General features: G+C 36.5%; 20 protein-coding genes. 15 read left to right on the top strand and 5 right to left on the bottom strand.

Annotation, left to right across the window (positions count from 1 at the left end):
* Positions 1 to 108: 108 nt before the first annotated feature.
* From ACWIW0_RS00140 to ACWIW0_RS00160, 5 genes are all read right to left on the bottom strand, one after another.
* Complete coding sequence (locus ACWIW0_RS00140) at positions 109 to 753, bottom strand: hypothetical protein (protein ID WP_454451703.1); 645 nt, start codon at positions 751 to 753, stop codon at positions 109 to 111.
* A complete protein-coding gene (gene cysB / locus ACWIW0_RS00145) occupies positions 753 to 1,736 on the bottom strand; it encodes an HTH-type transcriptional regulator CysB (RefSeq protein ID WP_454446650.1) in 984 nt (327 codons plus the stop codon). The genes ACWIW0_RS00140 and cysB overlap by 1 nt, the downstream gene beginning before the upstream one ends.
* A 33-nt stretch (positions 1,737 to 1,769) precedes the next feature.
* Positions 1,770 to 2,444 (bottom strand): pyrimidine 5'-nucleotidase, encoded by a 675-nt coding sequence (gene yjjG / locus ACWIW0_RS00150; RefSeq protein WP_454451704.1) that lies wholly within the window; start codon positions 2,442 to 2,444, stop codon positions 1,770 to 1,772.
* A gap of 276 nt (positions 2,445 to 2,720) precedes the next feature.
* Positions 2,721 to 3,914: a 1-deoxy-D-xylulose-5-phosphate reductoisomerase gene (gene ispC / locus ACWIW0_RS00155; protein WP_454451705.1), complete on the bottom strand. Its 1,194-nt coding sequence runs from the start codon at positions 3,912 to 3,914 to the stop codon at positions 2,721 to 2,723.
* Positions 3,915 to 4,095: 181 nt separating this feature from the next.
* Positions 4,096 to 4,419 carry a DUF5339 domain-containing protein gene (locus ACWIW0_RS00160; RefSeq protein WP_454451706.1) on the bottom strand — a complete coding sequence of 108 codons (324 nt, stop codon included), beginning with the start codon at positions 4,417 to 4,419 and terminating at the stop codon, positions 4,096 to 4,098.
* Between the two features lie 362 nt (positions 4,420 to 4,781).
* On the opposite strand from ACWIW0_RS00160, the gene ACWIW0_RS00165 reads away from it, so the two are divergent.
* The 15 genes from ACWIW0_RS00165 (at position 4,782) to ACWIW0_RS00235 (ending at position 16,974) form a co-directional block, all read left to right on the top strand.
* On the top strand, positions 4,782 to 6,335 hold the full coding sequence (locus ACWIW0_RS00165; protein WP_454451707.1) for a cytochrome ubiquinol oxidase subunit I: 1,554 nt from the start codon (positions 4,782 to 4,784) through the stop codon (positions 6,333 to 6,335).
* 11 nt (positions 6,336 to 6,346) lie between these two features.
* The gene (gene cydB, locus ACWIW0_RS00170) at positions 6,347 to 7,483 is read left to right on the top strand and encodes a cytochrome d ubiquinol oxidase subunit II (RefSeq protein WP_454451708.1); all 1,137 of its coding nucleotides are present in this window, start codon (positions 6,347 to 6,349) and stop codon (positions 7,481 to 7,483) included.
* 12 nt (positions 7,484 to 7,495) lie between these two features.
* Entirely contained in the window at positions 7,496 to 7,594 is a 99-nt protein-coding gene (locus ACWIW0_RS00175) for a CydX/CbdX family cytochrome bd oxidase small subunit (RefSeq protein WP_157394057.1), read from the top strand.
* Positions 7,594 to 7,881 carry a cyd operon protein YbgE gene (gene ybgE / locus ACWIW0_RS00180; protein ID WP_454451709.1) on the top strand — a complete coding sequence of 96 codons (288 nt, stop codon included), beginning with the start codon at positions 7,594 to 7,596 and terminating at the stop codon, positions 7,879 to 7,881. The genes ACWIW0_RS00175 and ybgE overlap by 1 nt, the downstream gene beginning before the upstream one ends.
* Positions 7,882 to 8,022: 141 nt before the next feature.
* Complete coding sequence (gene ybgC, locus ACWIW0_RS00185; protein WP_454451710.1) at positions 8,023 to 8,415, top strand: tol-pal system-associated acyl-CoA thioesterase; 393 nt, start codon at positions 8,023 to 8,025, stop codon at positions 8,413 to 8,415.
* Between the two features lie 36 nt (positions 8,416 to 8,451).
* Positions 8,452 to 9,132 carry a protein TolQ gene (gene tolQ, locus ACWIW0_RS00190; RefSeq protein ID WP_157394060.1) on the top strand — a complete coding sequence of 227 codons (681 nt, stop codon included), beginning with the start codon at positions 8,452 to 8,454 and terminating at the stop codon, positions 9,130 to 9,132.
* A gap of 76 nt (positions 9,133 to 9,208) precedes the next feature.
* Entirely contained in the window at positions 9,209 to 9,649 is a 441-nt protein-coding gene (gene tolR / locus ACWIW0_RS00195; protein ID WP_454451711.1) for a colicin uptake protein TolR, read from the top strand.
* 16 nt (positions 9,650 to 9,665) lie between these two features.
* Positions 9,666 to 10,886 carry a cell envelope integrity protein TolA gene (tolA, locus tag ACWIW0_RS00200; protein WP_454451712.1) on the top strand — a complete coding sequence of 407 codons (1,221 nt, stop codon included), beginning with the start codon at positions 9,666 to 9,668 and terminating at the stop codon, positions 10,884 to 10,886.
* Positions 10,887 to 10,908: 22 nt separating this feature from the next.
* Entirely contained in the window at positions 10,909 to 12,195 is a 1,287-nt protein-coding gene (gene tolB / locus ACWIW0_RS00205; RefSeq protein WP_454445980.1) for a Tol-Pal system beta propeller repeat protein TolB, read from the top strand.
* 17 nt (positions 12,196 to 12,212) lie between these two features.
* Positions 12,213 to 12,671, top strand: a complete 459-nt coding sequence (locus ACWIW0_RS00210; RefSeq protein ID WP_454451713.1) for an OmpA family protein — start codon at positions 12,213 to 12,215, stop codon at positions 12,669 to 12,671.
* Positions 12,672 to 12,793: 122 nt separating this feature from the next.
* Positions 12,794 to 13,666: a co-chaperone DjlA gene (gene djlA, locus ACWIW0_RS00215; protein ID WP_454451714.1), complete on the top strand. Its 873-nt coding sequence runs from the start codon at positions 12,794 to 12,796 to the stop codon at positions 13,664 to 13,666.
* Positions 13,666 to 14,289 (top strand): DUF2238 domain-containing protein, encoded by a 624-nt coding sequence (locus ACWIW0_RS00220; RefSeq protein ID WP_454451715.1) that lies wholly within the window; start codon positions 13,666 to 13,668, stop codon positions 14,287 to 14,289. Before djlA ends, ACWIW0_RS00220 begins: the two co-directional genes overlap by 1 nt.
* Positions 14,290 to 14,329: 40 nt before the next feature.
* A complete protein-coding gene (gene dusC / locus ACWIW0_RS00225; RefSeq protein WP_454451800.1) occupies positions 14,330 to 15,283 on the top strand; it encodes a tRNA dihydrouridine(16) synthase DusC in 954 nt (317 codons plus the stop codon).
* Complete coding sequence (locus tag ACWIW0_RS00230) at positions 15,264 to 16,301, top strand: YcjF family protein (protein ID WP_454451716.1); 1,038 nt, start codon at positions 15,264 to 15,266, stop codon at positions 16,299 to 16,301. Before dusC ends, ACWIW0_RS00230 begins: the two co-directional genes overlap by 20 nt.
* An 82-nt stretch (positions 16,302 to 16,383) precedes the next feature.
* Entirely contained in the window at positions 16,384 to 16,974 is a 591-nt protein-coding gene (locus ACWIW0_RS00235) for a LemA family protein (protein WP_157394067.1), read from the top strand.
* Positions 16,975 to 16,989 lie beyond the last annotated feature (15 nt).

Consider the following 16,989-nt stretch of genomic DNA (forward strand, 5'->3'; position numbering starts at 1 on the left):
TATCTTAAAAGATTAACTCGCCTTAATGTAATTTAATTGCTCAGTAAATATTTCTGAATAATTAATTCTTGGTATATAGGACAAAGTAGTCAGTTTTATACATTCAGTTCATTTTACGACAAAACTATCAAACGTTAATTCATAGTTATCACCATCTCGGCTATATGAAATATAGCGTGGGAATTTTTCACCTACATATTTTTTTACCGTAATATATTTATCACCGGTTTTAAATTGATAGGTAATTTCTTCATAGGTATTCCCTTTTACTTTAACGGTTTTTTGCGATTTATTTAGTGCCACATTTTCTGATGGATATAACTTTTTACCATTCGTTGTTTGAAAACTATTCGGCAATTTATCGTGATAACTTAATTGGAAAGCTAACGTAAATAGATCAAATGTTGGCAAGGTTAAGGCTTCTTTTTTCAATGGTTCTTTTACCTTACCATACTGAATAGTGCTTGAATCTAATTCAGCCATCGCATAAGTTTTACCATTACGAGAATCTCGATAACTCAGCATCTTAAATTGTTGATTGCTCTCATAACCGCTCGCATTGAATACAATATTGTATAAAGGCACGTTTATTTTTGACTGAATTGAATAATTTTTGCCATCATTTTTGAAATGAACATAAGCGGGCATTAAGTAATTCGAGCTATATTTCAGATTAAAATTTTCTGCCAAAAGATTGGCACTTAACCCCAAGAAGCTGAACGCTAATACCACACACTTATTTAATAATTTCATTATTTTTCCTCTAAATTGGTGCTTTCAAACAAGCGTAAAATCGCATTGTTATCTCGCAACTGCTCAGCCTCTTCCACCTTCATCTTAGTTAAATGTGGCGAAAAATAGCTAATAAAATCATACATATAATTACGCAAGAACATTCCACGTTTAAATGCAATTTGTGTCATACTTGATTGGAATAGATGGCTTGCATCAATTGCAACTAAGTCTTTATCATATTGCGTATATGCCATTGATGCCATTATACCAATACCTAATCCTAAGCGAACATAAGTTTTGATCACATCAGCATCGGTTGCGGTAAATACAATATTTGGCAATATACCGACTTTATTAAAGGCGTGATCGAGATCGGAGCGACCTGTAAAGCCAAAAGTATAGGTTATTAGATCATATTTACCGAGTTCTTCGACCGTTAATTTCTGATTTTGTTTCGCTAATTGTGCTAAAGGGTGATCTGGTTTGACAATTACTGAACGATTCCACAAATAGCAAGGTAGCAATATTGCATTTTCAAAGAGATATTGTGCTTCGGTAGTAATAGCAAGATCCACCTCTCCTGCCATTAACGCATCATAAATTTGGTTTGGTGAACCTTGATGTAGATGTAAGCTAACTTCGGGATATTTCGCTTTAAATTTCTCAATCACATCAGGCAACATATAACGAGCTTGAGTATTGGTTGTGGCAATACGCAAAACGCCACGATTCGGGCGAGTTTGTTCTTCCGCTACTGATTTAATACTTTGAGCTTTTACTAATAACTCACGAGAGATTGCTACAATTTTTTCACCTGCAGGTGTTAGTCCTTTAATATGCTTGCCATTTCGCTCAAAAATGTTGATCCCAAGCTCACTTTCAAGTAGGCGTACTTGCTTACTAATCCCAGGTTGAGAAGTATAAAGTACTTCTGCTGCCTCAGTAATATTGAGATTTTGGTTTACAATTTCGACAATATAACGTAGTTGTTGTAGTTTCATAATAAGCTCACTTCTGTAAAAATTTCATTAAATTTAACCGCTTACAATCTTCACTAAGTCAAGAATAGAAGCAATTTCATAGGTTGGTTGAATCGTTGTTTGATTCGGTTGTTGTGTTGGATTAAACCAACAAGTATCAATTCCTACATTAATTCCACCTTGTACATCGGAAGATAGTGTATCGCCAACCATTAGAATAGCGTGTTTATCGACATTTCCCATTTGTGCAAAAGCAGATTCAAAAATTTGGGGTGCAGGTTTCGCAGCCCCAACAGTTTCAGATACCACGACTAAATCAAAATATTTATTCAATGCCGTATTCTCTAAGCGTTTCTGTTGTAAAGAGTGAAAGCCATTGGTAATGATCGCCATTTTTACTTTACCAAATAAGCTATCTAGCATTTCCTTTACACCTTCTAAAGGTAGGCTTACCAATGCCATTTCTGCCATTAGTTCTTGGTTTAATGCTAATGGCTCTTGCCCTGTTTGTTTTGCAATTTTCTCAAAGCGGATCCGCTGTAAATCTTGTGCGGTAATCTCTTTATTTTGATAAGCAACCCAAAGTGGTTTATTAACCGTTTGAAATTGCTCATAATCTTGTTCATTAAATGGCTCGCCATAGCGTTCCATCATCACTTTTAACCCCAGAAATGAATTGAACGAAAACAGCGTTTCATCCGCATCAAATAAAATCCATTGGTATTTCATATTTTCCACCTTATAAGCATCGTATTAAGATCGATTCTTCAAGTGCTATCCATAAATATGTGCTTATTTTAAATAGCTTTTGTTACTTTTAGTTATAAAAAGTAAATAAATATTTAGAACGAATCGGAATGTTATAAAACAAAATGAGATAATAAAGGAATATCAAAGATAAGTTAAGTTTACTGCTAGTAACTAGGGGGGAGTCTTGATAATAAACAAGCGGTTTGATTATCAAAGATTGTTGCAAAAAAATCTAAAAATCAGACCGCTTATTAGTTAGTGTTGGAGTACTGCTTGATGTGCAAGTTCACGAGCGAGTTTATCTATATGCAATACATCTGCAATTTGTTGAATTTTAATGGGGGTAATATTTTCCACAACACTACGATTAACATCAATAATATCAGTAAAACGAATCTGCTCATTTAAAAAGGCTTCAACCGCAATTTCATTTGCTGCATTCATTGCAGTGGTTGCATATTGCCCCTCAGCAAAAGCATCAATGGCTAATTTTAAATTAGGATAACGTTGGAAATCAGGCTCAATAAACGTTAGTTCTTTAATTTTAAAGAAATCTAAAGGTTCTACTCCAGCATAAATACGATTTGGGTATGCCATTGTGTGTGCAATCGGCGTTCTCATATCAGGATTACCCATTTGAGCAATTACACTACCATCGACATAGCGAACCATTGAATGAATAATAGATTGTGGGTGGATAATAATTTCCATCTCATCTGCTGTGGCATTAAATAACCAACGTGCTTCAATATACTCCAATCCTTTATTCATCATTGTGGCGGAATCAACGGAGATTTTTCTCCCCATAGACCAATTGGGGTGAGCAACCGCTTGAGCAGGAGTAATAGTCGGAAATTCTGTTAAAGACTTCGTACGGAATGGACCTCCAGAACCAGTTAAAATAATCTTGCTAATCCCTAATTCTGCTAATGGGCAAAACCCAATTTGTTGCTGTGCTTCTGGCGGTAGAGATTGAAAAATCGCATTATGCTCGCTATCCACTGGCAATAATTTAGCCCCTGATTTTTTTGCTTCATCAATAAATATTTGCCCACAGGTTACTAACGATTCTTTGTTTGCGAGAAGAACTTGTTTCCCAGCTTGTACCGCAGATAGGGTTGGTAATAAACCTGCTGCTCCAACGATAGCCGCCATTACCATATCTACATCAATATGAGCAGCTAATTCACAAATGGCTTTTTGTCCTGCCAAGACTTCTGTTTTACAATTTCTTCTTTGTTTTAAATTATCTGCTAGTTGCTTTGCTGCATTTTCATCATCAAGAGCGGCAAAGCGTGGCTGATATTTCTCACATTGCTCTGTCATTAAGGTAACGTTACGTCCACCAACTAAAGCAAATACTTGATATTGTTCAGGGTTATGATCCACGACTGATAAAGTACTTAAACCAATCGATCCCGTAGAACCTAAAATTACGAGTTGTTTCATTTTTATCCTATTTCTATTTTATTTCGTAGATACAATGTAAGTTTCAGACATAAAAAATCCTTATCCATAATTTGATAAGGATCTTGAACCAAGTTAATAGTTAAGATTTCTATAGCTGCTATATACTATCAATAGTATAGGCTTCAAAGCACTTTTTACACTTTTGTGTCTTTTAAGATAATTAATAGCGCTTCTTAATAGAGTTTAGAGCTACTAAGCCTTTATCACAGCTCTTTTGTTGTGTGGGAATATCTAATTTAACAATTTTTTGCTTAGAGGATAGTAGTTTTTCCTTTAATTTCTTTACTTGATAAGTATGAGTACCAGGTTGCTTTTCTGCTTCTGCGATAAGTTTATCCCCTTCATTAAATAATTTTTGGCATTGTTGGGCTAGTTGGTTACTAGATGCTACTTTTGCCATTGATAAAGAAGATGTTTTTACTTCAGAAGCTAAGGCTATTCCAGTAAACAGAACTGTACTTAGTAAAATTAAGATCTTTTTCATACAAAATACCTAAAAATAATGATTTGCGAATCCTATCAAAGAAAAATGTTTTAGTCACATATTTATTCTTCTTTATTGTAAAAATTTTTGCCATATTCAATGGTTTTTAAAGAATAATTCGTAGATTGATTTATATCAATAAAGATTAAATAAACGTTAATAAAAGTTAAATTTTAAGCTAAAAATGTGAACTATGTAATGGTTTTGCTATTTTTAATTCCAATATTTACGAGTAAAATGTAATATCGACAATCTAGATAAAAATTAAGTTGTAAGCTATTTTTATTCAGGTCAATTTTTATGGGTGATTACTTGTATTTTGTAGTCAATAATTCAGATTCATATAGACAAAGAGGTTTGAGATGTTAGACGTTGTTGAACTCTCACGATTGCAGTTTGCTTTAACTGCTCTCTATCACTTCTTATTTGTACCTTTAACGTTGGGGCTTTCTTTCGTACTTGTTGTGATGGAAACACTTTATGTTACTACGGGTAAAGAAGTGTATAAAGATATGACAAAATTCTGGGGTAAATTATTTGGTATTAACTTCGCCCTAGGTGTAACAACTGGTATCACAATGGAATTCCAATTTGGTACTAACTGGTCATATTATTCTCACTATGTAGGTGATATTTTTGGTGCTCCATTAGCTATTGAGGGCTTAATGGCGTTCTTCTTAGAATCTACATTTATTGGTCTTTTCTTTTTTGGTTGGGATCGTTTATCTAAAGGTAAACATTTAATTGCGACTTATGCGGTTGCATTTGGTTCTAACTTCTCTGCATTGTGGATTTTAGTTGCAAACGGCTGGATGCAAAACCCAGTAGGTTCAGAGTTTAACTTTGAAACAATGCGTATGGAAATGGTAAGTTTCTCTGAGTTATTACTTAACCCAGTAACTCAATCTAAGTTCTTACATACTGTTTCAGCTGGTTATGTGTGCGGTGCAATTTTTGTATTAGGTATCAGTGCTTACTATATCTTAAAAGGTCGTGATTTAGGATTTGCTCGTCGCTCATTTTCTGTGGGTGCTAGTTTTGGTTTGATTGCTATCATTTCTGTATTAGTAATGGGTGATGAATCTGGTTATGAAATTGGTAAAGCACAGCCAGTAAAATTAGCTGCGATGGAAGGGGAGTTTGAAACCCACCCTGCACCAGCACCTTGGAATGTTGTGGTATTACCTAATACAGCAGAGATGAAAAATGAATTTGCAATTTCTATCCCTTATGCTGCAGGTATTATCGCTACTCGTTCTTTAGACACTGAAATTACAGGTTTAAAAGATTTAAAAGCACGTAATGAACAGCGTGTCCGTAATGGTATTGTTGCTTATGCGTTATTAGAAAAATTACGTTCAGGTAACTATACAGCGGAAGAAAAAGAAGCGTTTAAAGCGGTTCAACCTGATTTAGGCTTTGGTTTACTACTTAAACCTTATACAGATAAAGTCGTTGATGCAACTGAGGAGCAAATCAAGCAAGCTGCAACAGATACTATTCCTAATGTTGGTCCAACATTCTGGTCATTCCGTATTATGATGGCTGCAGGTGGTTTAATGTTGCTTCTTATTATCGCGGCGTTTGTACAAAACGTTCGTGGTACAGTGGGTACAAAACCGATCTTACTTAAAGCACTATTATGGGGATTACCATTACCGTGGATCGCAATCGAAAGTGGTTGGTTCTTAGCGGAATACGGTCGTCAGCCTTGGGCAATTTATGAAGTATTACCAACAGGTGTAGCGAATTCAGCATTAACTACAACAGATTTATGGATCTCGATTGGTTTAATCTGTGGTTTATACTCACTATTCCTTGTAGTAGAGATGTATTTAATGTTCAAATATGGTCGTTTAGGGCCAAGTGCATTAAAAACAGGTCGTTATTATTTCGAGCAATCTACTAACAAGTAGGAGATTAAGATATGTTAGATTATGAAGTTCTACGATTTATTTGGTGGATTTTAATCGGTGTTCTATTGATCGGTTTTGCGATTACTGATGGCTTCGATATGGGGGTTTTAACCCTGTTACCTGTTGCTGGGAAAAGTAATGTAGAACGCCGAGTAATGATCAATTCAATTGCTCCACACTGGGATGGCAACCAAGTTTGGTTATTAACAGCTGGTGGTGCAATCTTTGCTGCGTGGCCAACTGTTTATGCAACATCGTTCTCAGGGTTCTATTTAGCAATGATCCTTGTATTAGCTGCATTATTTTTCAGACCAGTAGGTTTTGAATATCGTGCAAAAATTGATGATGCTAAATGGCGTAATGCTTGGGACTGGGGATTATTTGTTGGTGGTTTTGTTCCATCACTGATCTTCGGTGTTGCATTTGGTAACTTATTACAAGGTGTTCCATTTGAATTTAACGAGTTAAATCAAGTGAAATATACGGGTTCATTCTTTGGTTTATTAAATCCATTTGCGTTGTTATGTGGTGTGGTAAGTTTAATGATGCTGACTACGCAAGGTGCAACTTGGTTACAAATGAAAACCACAGGCGAATTACGCAACCGAGTAAGAACAATTGCTCAAGTAACAGCATTAGCAACTTTAGGTGCATTCATCCTTGCAGGAGTATGGGTTTACTTCAAAGATGGCTTTGTGGTAACAAGTGCTTTAGATCACTCTGCTCAATCTGTATTTACAACTAAATCAGTTGCAGTAGAAGCGGGTGCTTGGTTCAGAAATTATGCAGAAATGCCAGTGCTTTGGGTAATTCCTGCGTTAGGTGTAGTAGGTGCATTACTAACAGTTGTTGCTTCTAAAGCAAATAATTCAGGTTTAGCATTCTTTGCATCATCAATTATGCTAGCAGGAATTATTTTAACAGCGGGTGTTTCAATGTTCCCATTTGTTATGCCATCAATTTCTCACCCAGAAATGAGCTTAACAATGTGGGATGCAACAGCGAGCCATAATACATTAAATATTATGTTCATCGTTGCCTGTATTTTTGTTCCGATTGTTTTATCTTACACAATTTGGAGCTACATTAAAATGTACGGACGTCTTGATGTTAAATTCATTGAGAAAAATAGTGCAAGTTTATACTAAGGAGAACCAAATATGTTTTATGTAACTTGGGTATTAGGTGTTTTACTTGCTATTCTATTTGCAACAGTGGTTACAATTAGCATTGAAAAGACAGGTAAATTTGACGAATAATGATTGATTTATTCTATAACATTACAAGAAAGGGCTGGCTAAAAGCCCTTTCTTTTATCTTAGCAACAGCAATGTTTGCATCAATTTTATTAAATGCAAATACGTTTGCGATGTATTTTGGTGGGCGTATCCCTTATTTAGCTATTCTTGTCTTTTATGGAATGACTATCTTGTGGATTCACGGAATTGGATTTGAAATCAAATCTAGTTTTTTTAAAGCCATTTTCTTACCTATTGTGGGTTATTTGATTGTTTTACCATCACTTCTTTACATTGCTTTAAACTAAAAAGGCTATTTCACTCAATCTCTAACATTTTTACTCATCGAAAGTGGAAAGAGCTTGCACAACAAATTTTCTCTCTCTAAAATAGGTAAAAAATTACGCCTAGTTTTTGGGCGTTTTTCATTTGCACAATAGGATTGCTCAATGAATTTTCCTATTCGAATATATTATGAAAATACTGATGCTGGTGGTGTTGTTTATCACGCTCAGTATTTAAATTTTTTTGAACGAGCTAGAACTGAATTTTTACGCTCTTTATCTTTTTCACAAGAAAGTTTATTAAGAGATAAAATTGCTTTTGTAGTTAAAAAAATTGAAATTGATTATAAGATGCCTGCTCGTTTAGATGATTTACTTAATGTTGAAACAACAATTATTGACATCAAAAAGGCGTCAATTTTATTTCAACAAAAACTGCTGAAAGACAACCTTTGTTTAAGTGAAGCAAAAGTATTAGTTGCTTGCGTTGACTTAAATAGAATGAAACCTATCGCAGTTCCTCAGGAAATTTATCAAGCAATGCAACAAGCGGTTTGATAAGTTAAAAGTTTTACAAATTCGGAGTTTGATTAAATGGCAACTGAATTTAATTTAGTTTCATTATTTTTAGAAGCAAGTATTGTGGTAAAAGTAGTAATGTTTATCCTAATTGCTTTTTCTATTTTATCTTGGGCTGTGATTATTCAGCGTAGTAAAGTACTTGCGAGAGCAAAAAAAGATTCTTTAGCATTTGAAGATCGTTTTTGGTCTGGTGAAGATCTACATCGTTTACACGAAGGATTAGAGCATCGCCGTGATGGTTTAAGCGGTGCAGAACAAATTTTTTATGTTGGTTTTAAAGAATTTAACCGTTTACAACAAGCTAATCCTGATGCTCCTGAATCAACCATTCAAGGTTCAAGCCGAGCAATGAACCTTGCACTAAATCGTGAGTTAGAAGAAGTTGAAAATTATATTCCGTTTTTAGGTACAGTCGGCTCAATTAGCCCATATATCGGTTTATTTGGTACTGTTTGGGGTATTATGCACTCATTTATGGGATTAAGTGCAGTGAAACAAGCTACATTACAATCAGTTGCTCCGGGTATTGCAGAAGCGTTAATTGCTACGGCAATTGGTTTATTTGCAGCAATCCCTGCGGTAATGGCGTATAACAGATTGAGCTTACAAGTTTCAAAACTTGAGCAGAATTATGTGAATTTCATTGATGAATTTACAACTATCTTACACCGTCAAGCATTTGCCAAGAAATAATTTGCAAGTTTTAGTATAAAACTGACCGCTTAGAGTGTTCGGAAAGTATTTTTATATAAAGAATTAAAGAGGATATATGTCTTATCGTCGTGGTAAACGTAATGGCATTAAATCGGAAATTAACATTGTTCCCTTTCTAGATGTATTATTAGTGTTGTTGCTTATTTTTATGGCAACAGCACCAATTATTAGTCAGAGTGTGGAAGTTGATTTACCAGAAGATCGTCATAGCCAATCAGTATCTAATGAAGATAAAACCCCAGTGATCTTAGAAATTGCGGGTGTGGCACTATATAAGTTAAAAATTGAAGGGAACTATATTCAGGCTAACGGGCAGGAAAATCTGACTGAGCAAGATGTTGTTGCTTACGCAGGAGAGGCTTTCCAAAAAGATAACAACACGTTATTTTTGGTAGCAGGAGGAAAAGAAGTTCCTTATGAAGAAGTAATGAAAGGCATTTCATTATTGAAAGATGCAGGCATTAAATCCGTAGGATTAATGACCGAAGGTAAATAATCAGCAAGGATAATGTGTGAAATCTAGAAATGATAGACTAGAGTTAGCCGTAATTGTTTCAATCTTATTACATCTTGTATTGATAGGATTGTTATTGTTAGGCTCATTATTTACCAAAATGATTGAACCTGCTGCAGGCGGTAGTGGGGGAGATTCTGAGTCTTTTGAGGCTGTGATGGTAGATACTGGGCAGGTTGCGGCAGAATATGGGCGAATAAAGGAAAGTAAACAAGGCAATCGCCCTAAAGTAGAGCCAAAAGAAGAACCGAAGGAAGAAATTGAAGAGACTGTTGAGGATACACAACCAACGCCAGAGGAAGTTGCAGAAGAAAAAAGAAAAGAACAAGCCATAACTCTACAAAAGAAACAAGAAGAAATCAAAAAACAACAAGAGCAATATCGCCAGCAAGAGCTAGCCAAACAAGAACAGCAAAGAAAATTTCAGGAAGAAGAGGCTACTCGTAAAAAAGCTGCTGAAGCTGCTAGACTAAAAGCCGAAGCAGAAGCTAAAAAACTGGAAGCGGTAGCTAAGCAAGCTGAAGAAGATAGAAAAGCTAAAGAAGCTGAAAAGCAGAAAGTATTAGAAGAGCAGAAGAAAGCAGAGGCTAAAGCTAAGGCAGAAAAAGAAGCAAAAGAAAAAGCTGAGAGAGAGGCTAAAGCTAAGGCAGAAAAAGAAGCGAAAGAAAAAGCAGAAAAAGAAGCTAAAGCTAAGGCAGAAAAAGAAGCGAAAGAAAAAGCCGAGAAAGAAGCTAAAGCTAAGGCAGAAAAAGAAGCAAAAGCTAAAGCAGAAAAAGAGGCTAAAGCGAAAGCCGAAGCTGCTGAAAAAGCTAAAAATAATAAAGCCCTAGATGATTTCTTAAATAGTGGTGATATTAGTGGTGGCACAAGTAAAGGTGGAAATAAAAATAATTCTGGAAGCCAAGGTAGTGGTGGAACGAGTGGTTTAGGTCAAGGTGCAAATGTTGATGGTAGTGCCTATGGGCAAAGAATTAAGAGATTGATTGAATCACGTTATCGCGTTGATCCAAGTTTTGCTGGAAAACAGTGTGATGTGAAAATTTTCTTAGAGCGAGATGGTACTATCAGAAATTATCAGGTTGTAGGTGGAGATAAAGCAGTATGTGATGCAGCTGTAAGTGCTATTGTTGCAACAAGAAAAGTACCTCCAGCTCCATCTGATCAAGTTTATCAGCAATATAAATCACCAACGCTTGATTTTAGTTTAAAAGTTAAATAACAATCTAACCGAGAGGTTCAAAATGAAATTAGTTTCTCGTTTTACGAGTACCATAATGGCAATGGGTTTATTAGTATCAGGTCTATTAAGAGCAGAATCTGATGTCAGAATTTCTATTGACCAAGGTGTAAGTACGGCACAACCGATCATTGTGGTACCATTTAAAGCAAATGGTGCTGTGCCAGCCGATGTCGCTCAAATTATTTCTGACGATTTACGTAACAGTGGTAAATTTTCGCCAATTCCAAGAGAAAGACTACCATCTCAGCCAAGTTCCGCAGCTGAAATTGTGCCTGATCAATGGTCAGTTTTAGGTGCTGATAATGTTGTCGTTGGTCAGGTATCTGCATCTGGTGGTGGTTATAATGTCGCTTATCAATTAATTGATGTATTAGGTACTTCAGGAGCAGCAGGAAATGTCATTGCACAAGGTTCGTTTAACGTACCTGCAGCACAGATTCGTTTAGGAGCTCATACTGTAAGTGATCAAGTGTTTGAAAAATTAACTCAAATTCGTGGTGCATTTAGAACAAAAATTGCTTATGTTGTTCAACGTGGAGTGTCTTCCTATGAGTTACGTGTTTCAGATTATGATGGCTTTAATGCCTTTACAGTAGTTAGTAGCAAAGAACCATTGATGTCGCCAGAATGGTCGCCAGAAGGTTCAAAATTAGCTTATGTAACCTTTGAAAATAAAAAATCACAAGTTGTTGTTCACGATTTACGTTCTGGTGGGCGTAAAGTGGTCGGATCATTAAAAGGTCATAATGGTGCACCATCTTTTTCTCCAGACGGCTCAAGAATTGCTTTTGCATCTAACCAAGATGGGCAACTTAATATTTATGTAACAAGTGTGAACGGTGGTTCACCAAGACAATTAACAAGTGGTGCGGGTAATAATACAGAGCCTAGCTGGTCTCCTGATGGTGGCTCAATTTTATTTACTTCTGATAGAAGTGGTTCACCACAAGTTTATCAAATGAGTGCATCTGGTGGCGGTGCTGGCTTGATTGGCGGTAGCGGTAGTGGTAAAATTTCAGCAGATGGCAAGAATTTAATCATGGTTTCTGGTGATAAAATTGTAAAACGAGATTTAACTTCAGGTAGCACGGAAGTATTAAGTTCTACGTTTTTAGATGAAAGTCCAAGTATTTCACCAAATGGAACAATGGTTATTTATAGCTCTACCAAAGGTGTGAGCAAAGTGCTACAATTGGTGTCCGCAGATGGCCGTTTTAAAGCTAACTTGCCGGGAGCAGGTGGACAATATAAATTCCCTGCTTGGTCACCGTATTTGACAAAACAATAATTCTTTCGGAGAAAAAAATGAAAAAACTAGCTAAAGTATTAATGATTGCGGCACCAGCTTTCGTTTTAGCGGCTTGTAGCAGCTCAAATGATAATGCAAGTGCAAATGCGAATGTGAATGGCCAAACTTTTGGTGGCTATTCAGCTCAAGATTTACAAACTCGTTATAACACTGTGTATTTCGGTTTTGACCGTTATACTGTTGAAGGCGAGAACCAACAATTATTAGATGCTCACGCAGCATACTTAACAGCTTCACAAGGTAAAGTAACTGTTGCTGGTCACGCTGATGAACGTGGTACACCAGAGTACAACATCGCATTAGGTCAACGTCGTGCAGATGCAGTACAAAACTACTTAGCATCTAAAGGTGCTTCTAATGTAGCAACAGTTTCTTACGGTGAAGAGAAACCAGCTGTATTAGGTCACTCTGAAGCTGACTATCAGAAAAACCGTCGTGCAGTGTTAGAGTACTAATTTTTACTTTAATTGTTAGCACTAAAGCCCCGATTTTTCGGGGCTTTATTTTTTTATTTAAGTATTTTTTAAGTTTTTTCCGTTAAAATAGCCAGCACTATTACTTATAGTTGGGAGATAAAATGCAATTTGTAGGAAAAATATTAGGTTTTATTTTAGGGTATAAATTTTTCGGTGGATTCTTTGGTGGGCTATTAGGGCTTATTATTGGACATTGGGGAGATAAAAAACTCTATGAGTTAGGCTCTGTTTCATCAAGTATTTTTGGGAAAGGGCTGACACGTCAATCTTTATTTATGCAAACTACTTTTGCTGTTTTAGGACATATCTCTAAGGCAAAAGGAAGAGTAACAGAAGATGATATTCAGTTAGCTCGTAACTTAATGACATCTATGAAATTAGATGCAAGCCAGCAACAATTAGCTCAGAATGCCTTTACATTAGGTAAAGATGCTGAGTTTCCTTTACGTAAGGTAATTCAAGAATTTAGAGAGGCTTGCGGGCAACGTAATGATTTATTACGTTTTTTTGTTGAAGTGCAGATGCAAGCTGCCTTACAAGATGGATCTTTAGATCAAAAAGAGCAACAAATCTTATTTACTATCGCTGAGACTTTGGGAATATCTCGTTTCCAATTTGAGCAAATGCTTGCAATGGTCGCTGCAGCACAACAATTCCGTTCAGGCTATTATGAACAACGAACTTACCAGCAGGGAAATTCTCAACAAGGCAATTATCAGCAGTATGGACGTTATCAGCAATCACAGGGTCGCAGTGGTCCAACTTTAGACGATGCTTATAAAGTATTAGGCGTAACCGCATCAGACGAACAGAATACCGTTAAACGAGCCTATCGCAAATTGATGAATGAGCATCACCCTGATAAGTTGGTTGCAAAAGGTCTGCCACCAGAGATGATGGAAGTTGCAAAAGAAAAAGCACAACAAATTCAAGCAGCTTATGATCTTATTTGTAAAACAAAAGGGTGGAAATAATGCAAACTCGTTCTCACATTGTCCCTTTATTTCTTGCAATTGTTATTATTGCACTTTCTATTTGGTCGGGGTTAAATCCTACGGATAGAGCTGTATGGTATGCGGAAGTTATGCCTATTTTTATTATATTTGGATTATTGATTGTAACTTATCCGCTATTTCAGTTTAGTGGGCTTGCTTATTTCTTAATGTCTTTATGGATGATAATGCACTTGATTGGTGCAAAATATACTTTTGCGAATGTACCATTTGAGTGGGCTAATCAATATCTTTCCCCTTTTTTAGGTGAAGAACGCAATCATTTTGACCGAGTCGCACACTATATTATCGGTTTTTATAGTTTCCCAATGGCAGAATGGCTACTGCGTAAACGTAAATGTGGATTAGGTGTTGCCTTTTTCTTTTCGCTATTTTTTATTATGTCAGTGGCTGCGACCTATGAAATTATTGAATGGCAATATGCAGTGATTGAAGGAGGCAATGCAGGTATTGAATTTTTGGGTTCGCAAGGAGATATTTGGGACGCTCAAAAAGATATGCTAGCTGATACTTTAGGAGCATTGACCGCTTTATTGATTTACTTAGTTACTCGTCCAGATTTACGACTACGTACTTCCTACTAAGCGGTAAGATTTTGTGGAAAATTTACAAATAGTGCCAAGAGTGATTTTGGCTCCAATGCAAGGGGTGTTAGATCCTTTTGTTCGCCAATTATTAACGGCGGTAAATGATTATGATCTCTGCATTTCTGAATTTGTTCGTGTTGTAGAACAAAAATTGCCGAAAAAGGCCTTTTATCGTCTATGTCCAGAGCTACATAATAATGGTTTTACACCATCTGGTACGCCTGTTCGGGTACAGATTTTAGGGCAGCACCCACAATGGTTAGCTGAAAATGCAGAATTAGCAGTAGAATTAGGATCGCACGGAGTGGATCTGAATTGTGGTTGTCCATCAAAAACAGTGAATGGCAGTAATGGTGGAGCATCATTACTCAAGCAGCCCGAATTGATCTACCAAGCCACAAAAGCAATGCGAGAGGCTGTACCAGCAGATCAGCCTGTATCAGTCAAAGTCCGATTAGGTTGGGATAATAGCAACGCTTGTTTTGAAATCGCCGATGCGGTGCAACAAGGTGGTGCAACAGAAATTACGGTACACGGTCGAACTAAAATAGACGGATATCGTGCAGAGCGTATAAATTGGCAAGCTATTGGGGATATTGCTAAACGGCTTACTATTCCTGTGATTGCAAATGGAGAAATTTGGGATTTTGGATCTGCAAAAAAATGTCAAGAAGTGACCGCTTGTCGGTCAATAATGATTGGGCGTGGTGCATTGAATGTGCCAAATCTAAGTCGAGTAATCAAATTTAATCAGGTTAAAATGACGTGGGATAACGTATTAGAGTTACTTTTCCAATATGTCAATATGGAAAATAAGCAAGATACGGGGTTCTATCACGTTGCTCGGATTAAACAATGGCTACGTTATCTTGATAAAGAGTACCCAGAAGCAGAGCAATTATTTGATATTCTTAAAACAGAACACGGCTATGATGGCTTAAAACAACATATTATTCAGGCAGTAAAGCAGAATGGAAAAACGTATTTTTAATGAAGAAGAGCCAAAAGTTGCTCAACATCAACCCAAGCAAGAATTTTCTCACACAGACGATATTCGACTTGATCTTCCTGAAAATACTGAACCCGAATTAGTATTTGAAGAAACGCTGAAACCTTCACGTTTTTGGATTCGTCTATTTTTGGGTGCTTTGTTTCTTTTAGGTATTGCGGTTATTGCACAGTCGGTTCAATGGTTGATTGATTCGTGGCAACAAAATCAATGGATCTATTTGGCTTTTGCTATGGCATTTTTTGCAATGAGTTTGGCTGGTATTGGTGCTATTATTGGTGAATGGCGTAAGTTATTATGGCTACGCAGACATCATTATCAACAACAACTTAGCCGACAATTACTTGACGATAATTCTGCAACAAGCGGTGAGAAAGCCACAAACTTTTGTAAATTGGCGATAGCTCGTTTAGCTCGAACACCAATGATTGATCAAGCACAACAACGTTGGCAATCACAGCTTGATGAAGCCTACAATAGCAAAGAAGTCTTTTATCTTTTCAGCCAAACGGTATTAAGTCCAATTGATAATCAGGTAAAAAAATTGATTAGCAAAAGTGCGGCTGAGAATGCTCTTATTGTTGCAATTAGCCCACTAGCGATTGCAGATGTGCTAATGGTTGCTTGGCGAAATATTGCCCTTGTTAATAAAATTACTAAAGTTTACGGAATGGAATTAGGCTATATCAGTCGTTTAAAACTATTTAAGATGGTATTAACTAATATGGTATTTGCTGGAGCAACGGAAATAGCTACTGATTTGGGTAGTGAGTTTTTTTCACAAAATCTCACTGCCAAACTGTCAATGAGAGTGGCTCAAGGAATCGGGGTAGGCTTATTAACGGCTCGCTTGGGCATAAAAGCAATGGAGTTCTGTCGCCCAATTGTTTTTCAAAAAGGGGAACGACCAACACTTTCTGTTGTCAGACAAGAGCTATTAGGTGTCTTGAAAACGACTTTATTTAGCAAATCAGAGCAAAAAGAAAGAGAAGTGAACTAGTAAGGTTTCACTTACTCATAAACAAAGGTCAATAGACCCTAGTACATAAACTTTAACATTAAATCATTAGAGGTTTACATTTATGAAAAAATGGATTGTGATTATCGTCCTTGCGGTTGTGGCATTATTTGGCGGAATGACATTAAGTAGTAGCTACAACAGCTTGGTAAAAGCAGAAGAAGATATAAATTCCGTATGGGCAAACGTGGAATCGGCTTATCAACGCCGAGCAGATTTAATCCCAAATTTAGTGAATACAGTTAAAGGGCAGGCAAACTTCGAGAAGGAAACGCTCACTAATGTAATTGAAGCCCGTGCAAAAGCAACTCAAACAAAAATTGATCCAACAAATGCGACTGAAGAGCAGATGGCTCAATTCCAACAAGCTCAACAAGGTTTAAATTCAGCACTTTCTCGTTTGTTGGTTAGTGTAGAAAAATACCCAGAATTAAAAGCTCACGAAGGCTTCTTAAATCTTCAGGCTCAAATTGAAGGTACTGAAAATCGTATCAATGTAGAGCGTAATAATTTTAATGCAGCAGTGAAAGAATATAACAAGCAGGTTCGCCAATTACCGACTAAATTAGCGGCTTTATTATTTGGTTTTAGTCCAAAGCCACAATTTAAGGCGGAAGTAGGCTCGGAAAAAGCCCCTGTTGTAAACTTTAACTAATCACTTAAGGGCGTT

It is taken from the genome of Ursidibacter sp. B-7004-1 (genome assembly GCF_053654055.1).

Excerpts from the sequence above, each read along its gene's own strand:
- djlA (WP_454451714.1), top strand. The coding sequence starts at position 12,794 with ATGCAATTTGTAGGAAAAATATTAGGTTTTATTTTAGGGTATAAATTT.
- ACWIW0_RS00160 (WP_454451706.1), bottom strand. The coding sequence starts at position 4,419 with ATGAAAAAGATCTTAATTTTACTAAGTACAGTTCTGTTTACTGGAATA.
- tolR (WP_454451711.1), top strand. The coding sequence starts at position 9,209 with ATGTCTTATCGTCGTGGTAAACGTAATGGCATTAAATCGGAAATTAAC.
- ACWIW0_RS00165 (WP_454451707.1), top strand. The coding sequence starts at position 4,782 with ATGTTAGACGTTGTTGAACTCTCACGATTGCAGTTTGCTTTAACTGCT.
- ACWIW0_RS00235 (WP_157394067.1), top strand. The coding sequence starts at position 16,384 with ATGAAAAAATGGATTGTGATTATCGTCCTTGCGGTTGTGGCATTATTT.
- ACWIW0_RS00175 (WP_157394057.1), top strand. The coding sequence starts at position 7,496 with ATGTTTTATGTAACTTGGGTATTAGGTGTTTTACTTGCTATTCTATTT.
- ACWIW0_RS00140 (WP_454451703.1), bottom strand. The coding sequence starts at position 753 with ATGAAATTATTAAATAAGTGTGTGGTATTAGCGTTCAGCTTCTTGGGG.
- cydB (WP_454451708.1), top strand. The coding sequence starts at position 6,347 with ATGTTAGATTATGAAGTTCTACGATTTATTTGGTGGATTTTAATCGGT.
- ACWIW0_RS00220 (WP_454451715.1), top strand. The coding sequence starts at position 13,666 with ATGCAAACTCGTTCTCACATTGTCCCTTTATTTCTTGCAATTGTTATT.
- tolQ (WP_157394060.1), top strand. The coding sequence starts at position 8,452 with ATGGCAACTGAATTTAATTTAGTTTCATTATTTTTAGAAGCAAGTATT.
- ybgC (WP_454451710.1), top strand. The coding sequence starts at position 8,023 with ATGAATTTTCCTATTCGAATATATTATGAAAATACTGATGCTGGTGGT.
- ACWIW0_RS00230 (WP_454451716.1), top strand. The coding sequence starts at position 15,264 with ATGGAAAAACGTATTTTTAATGAAGAAGAGCCAAAAGTTGCTCAACAT.
- ybgE (WP_454451709.1), top strand. The coding sequence starts at position 7,594 with ATGATTGATTTATTCTATAACATTACAAGAAAGGGCTGGCTAAAAGCC.
- ispC (WP_454451705.1), bottom strand. The coding sequence starts at position 3,914 with ATGAAACAACTCGTAATTTTAGGTTCTACGGGATCGATTGGTTTAAGT.
- ACWIW0_RS00210 (WP_454451713.1), top strand. The coding sequence starts at position 12,213 with ATGAAAAAACTAGCTAAAGTATTAATGATTGCGGCACCAGCTTTCGTT.
- tolB (WP_454445980.1), top strand. The coding sequence starts at position 10,909 with ATGAAATTAGTTTCTCGTTTTACGAGTACCATAATGGCAATGGGTTTA.
- cysB (WP_454446650.1), bottom strand. The coding sequence starts at position 1,736 with ATGAAACTACAACAACTACGTTATATTGTCGAAATTGTAAACCAAAAT.
- yjjG (WP_454451704.1), bottom strand. The coding sequence starts at position 2,444 with ATGAAATACCAATGGATTTTATTTGATGCGGATGAAACGCTGTTTTCG.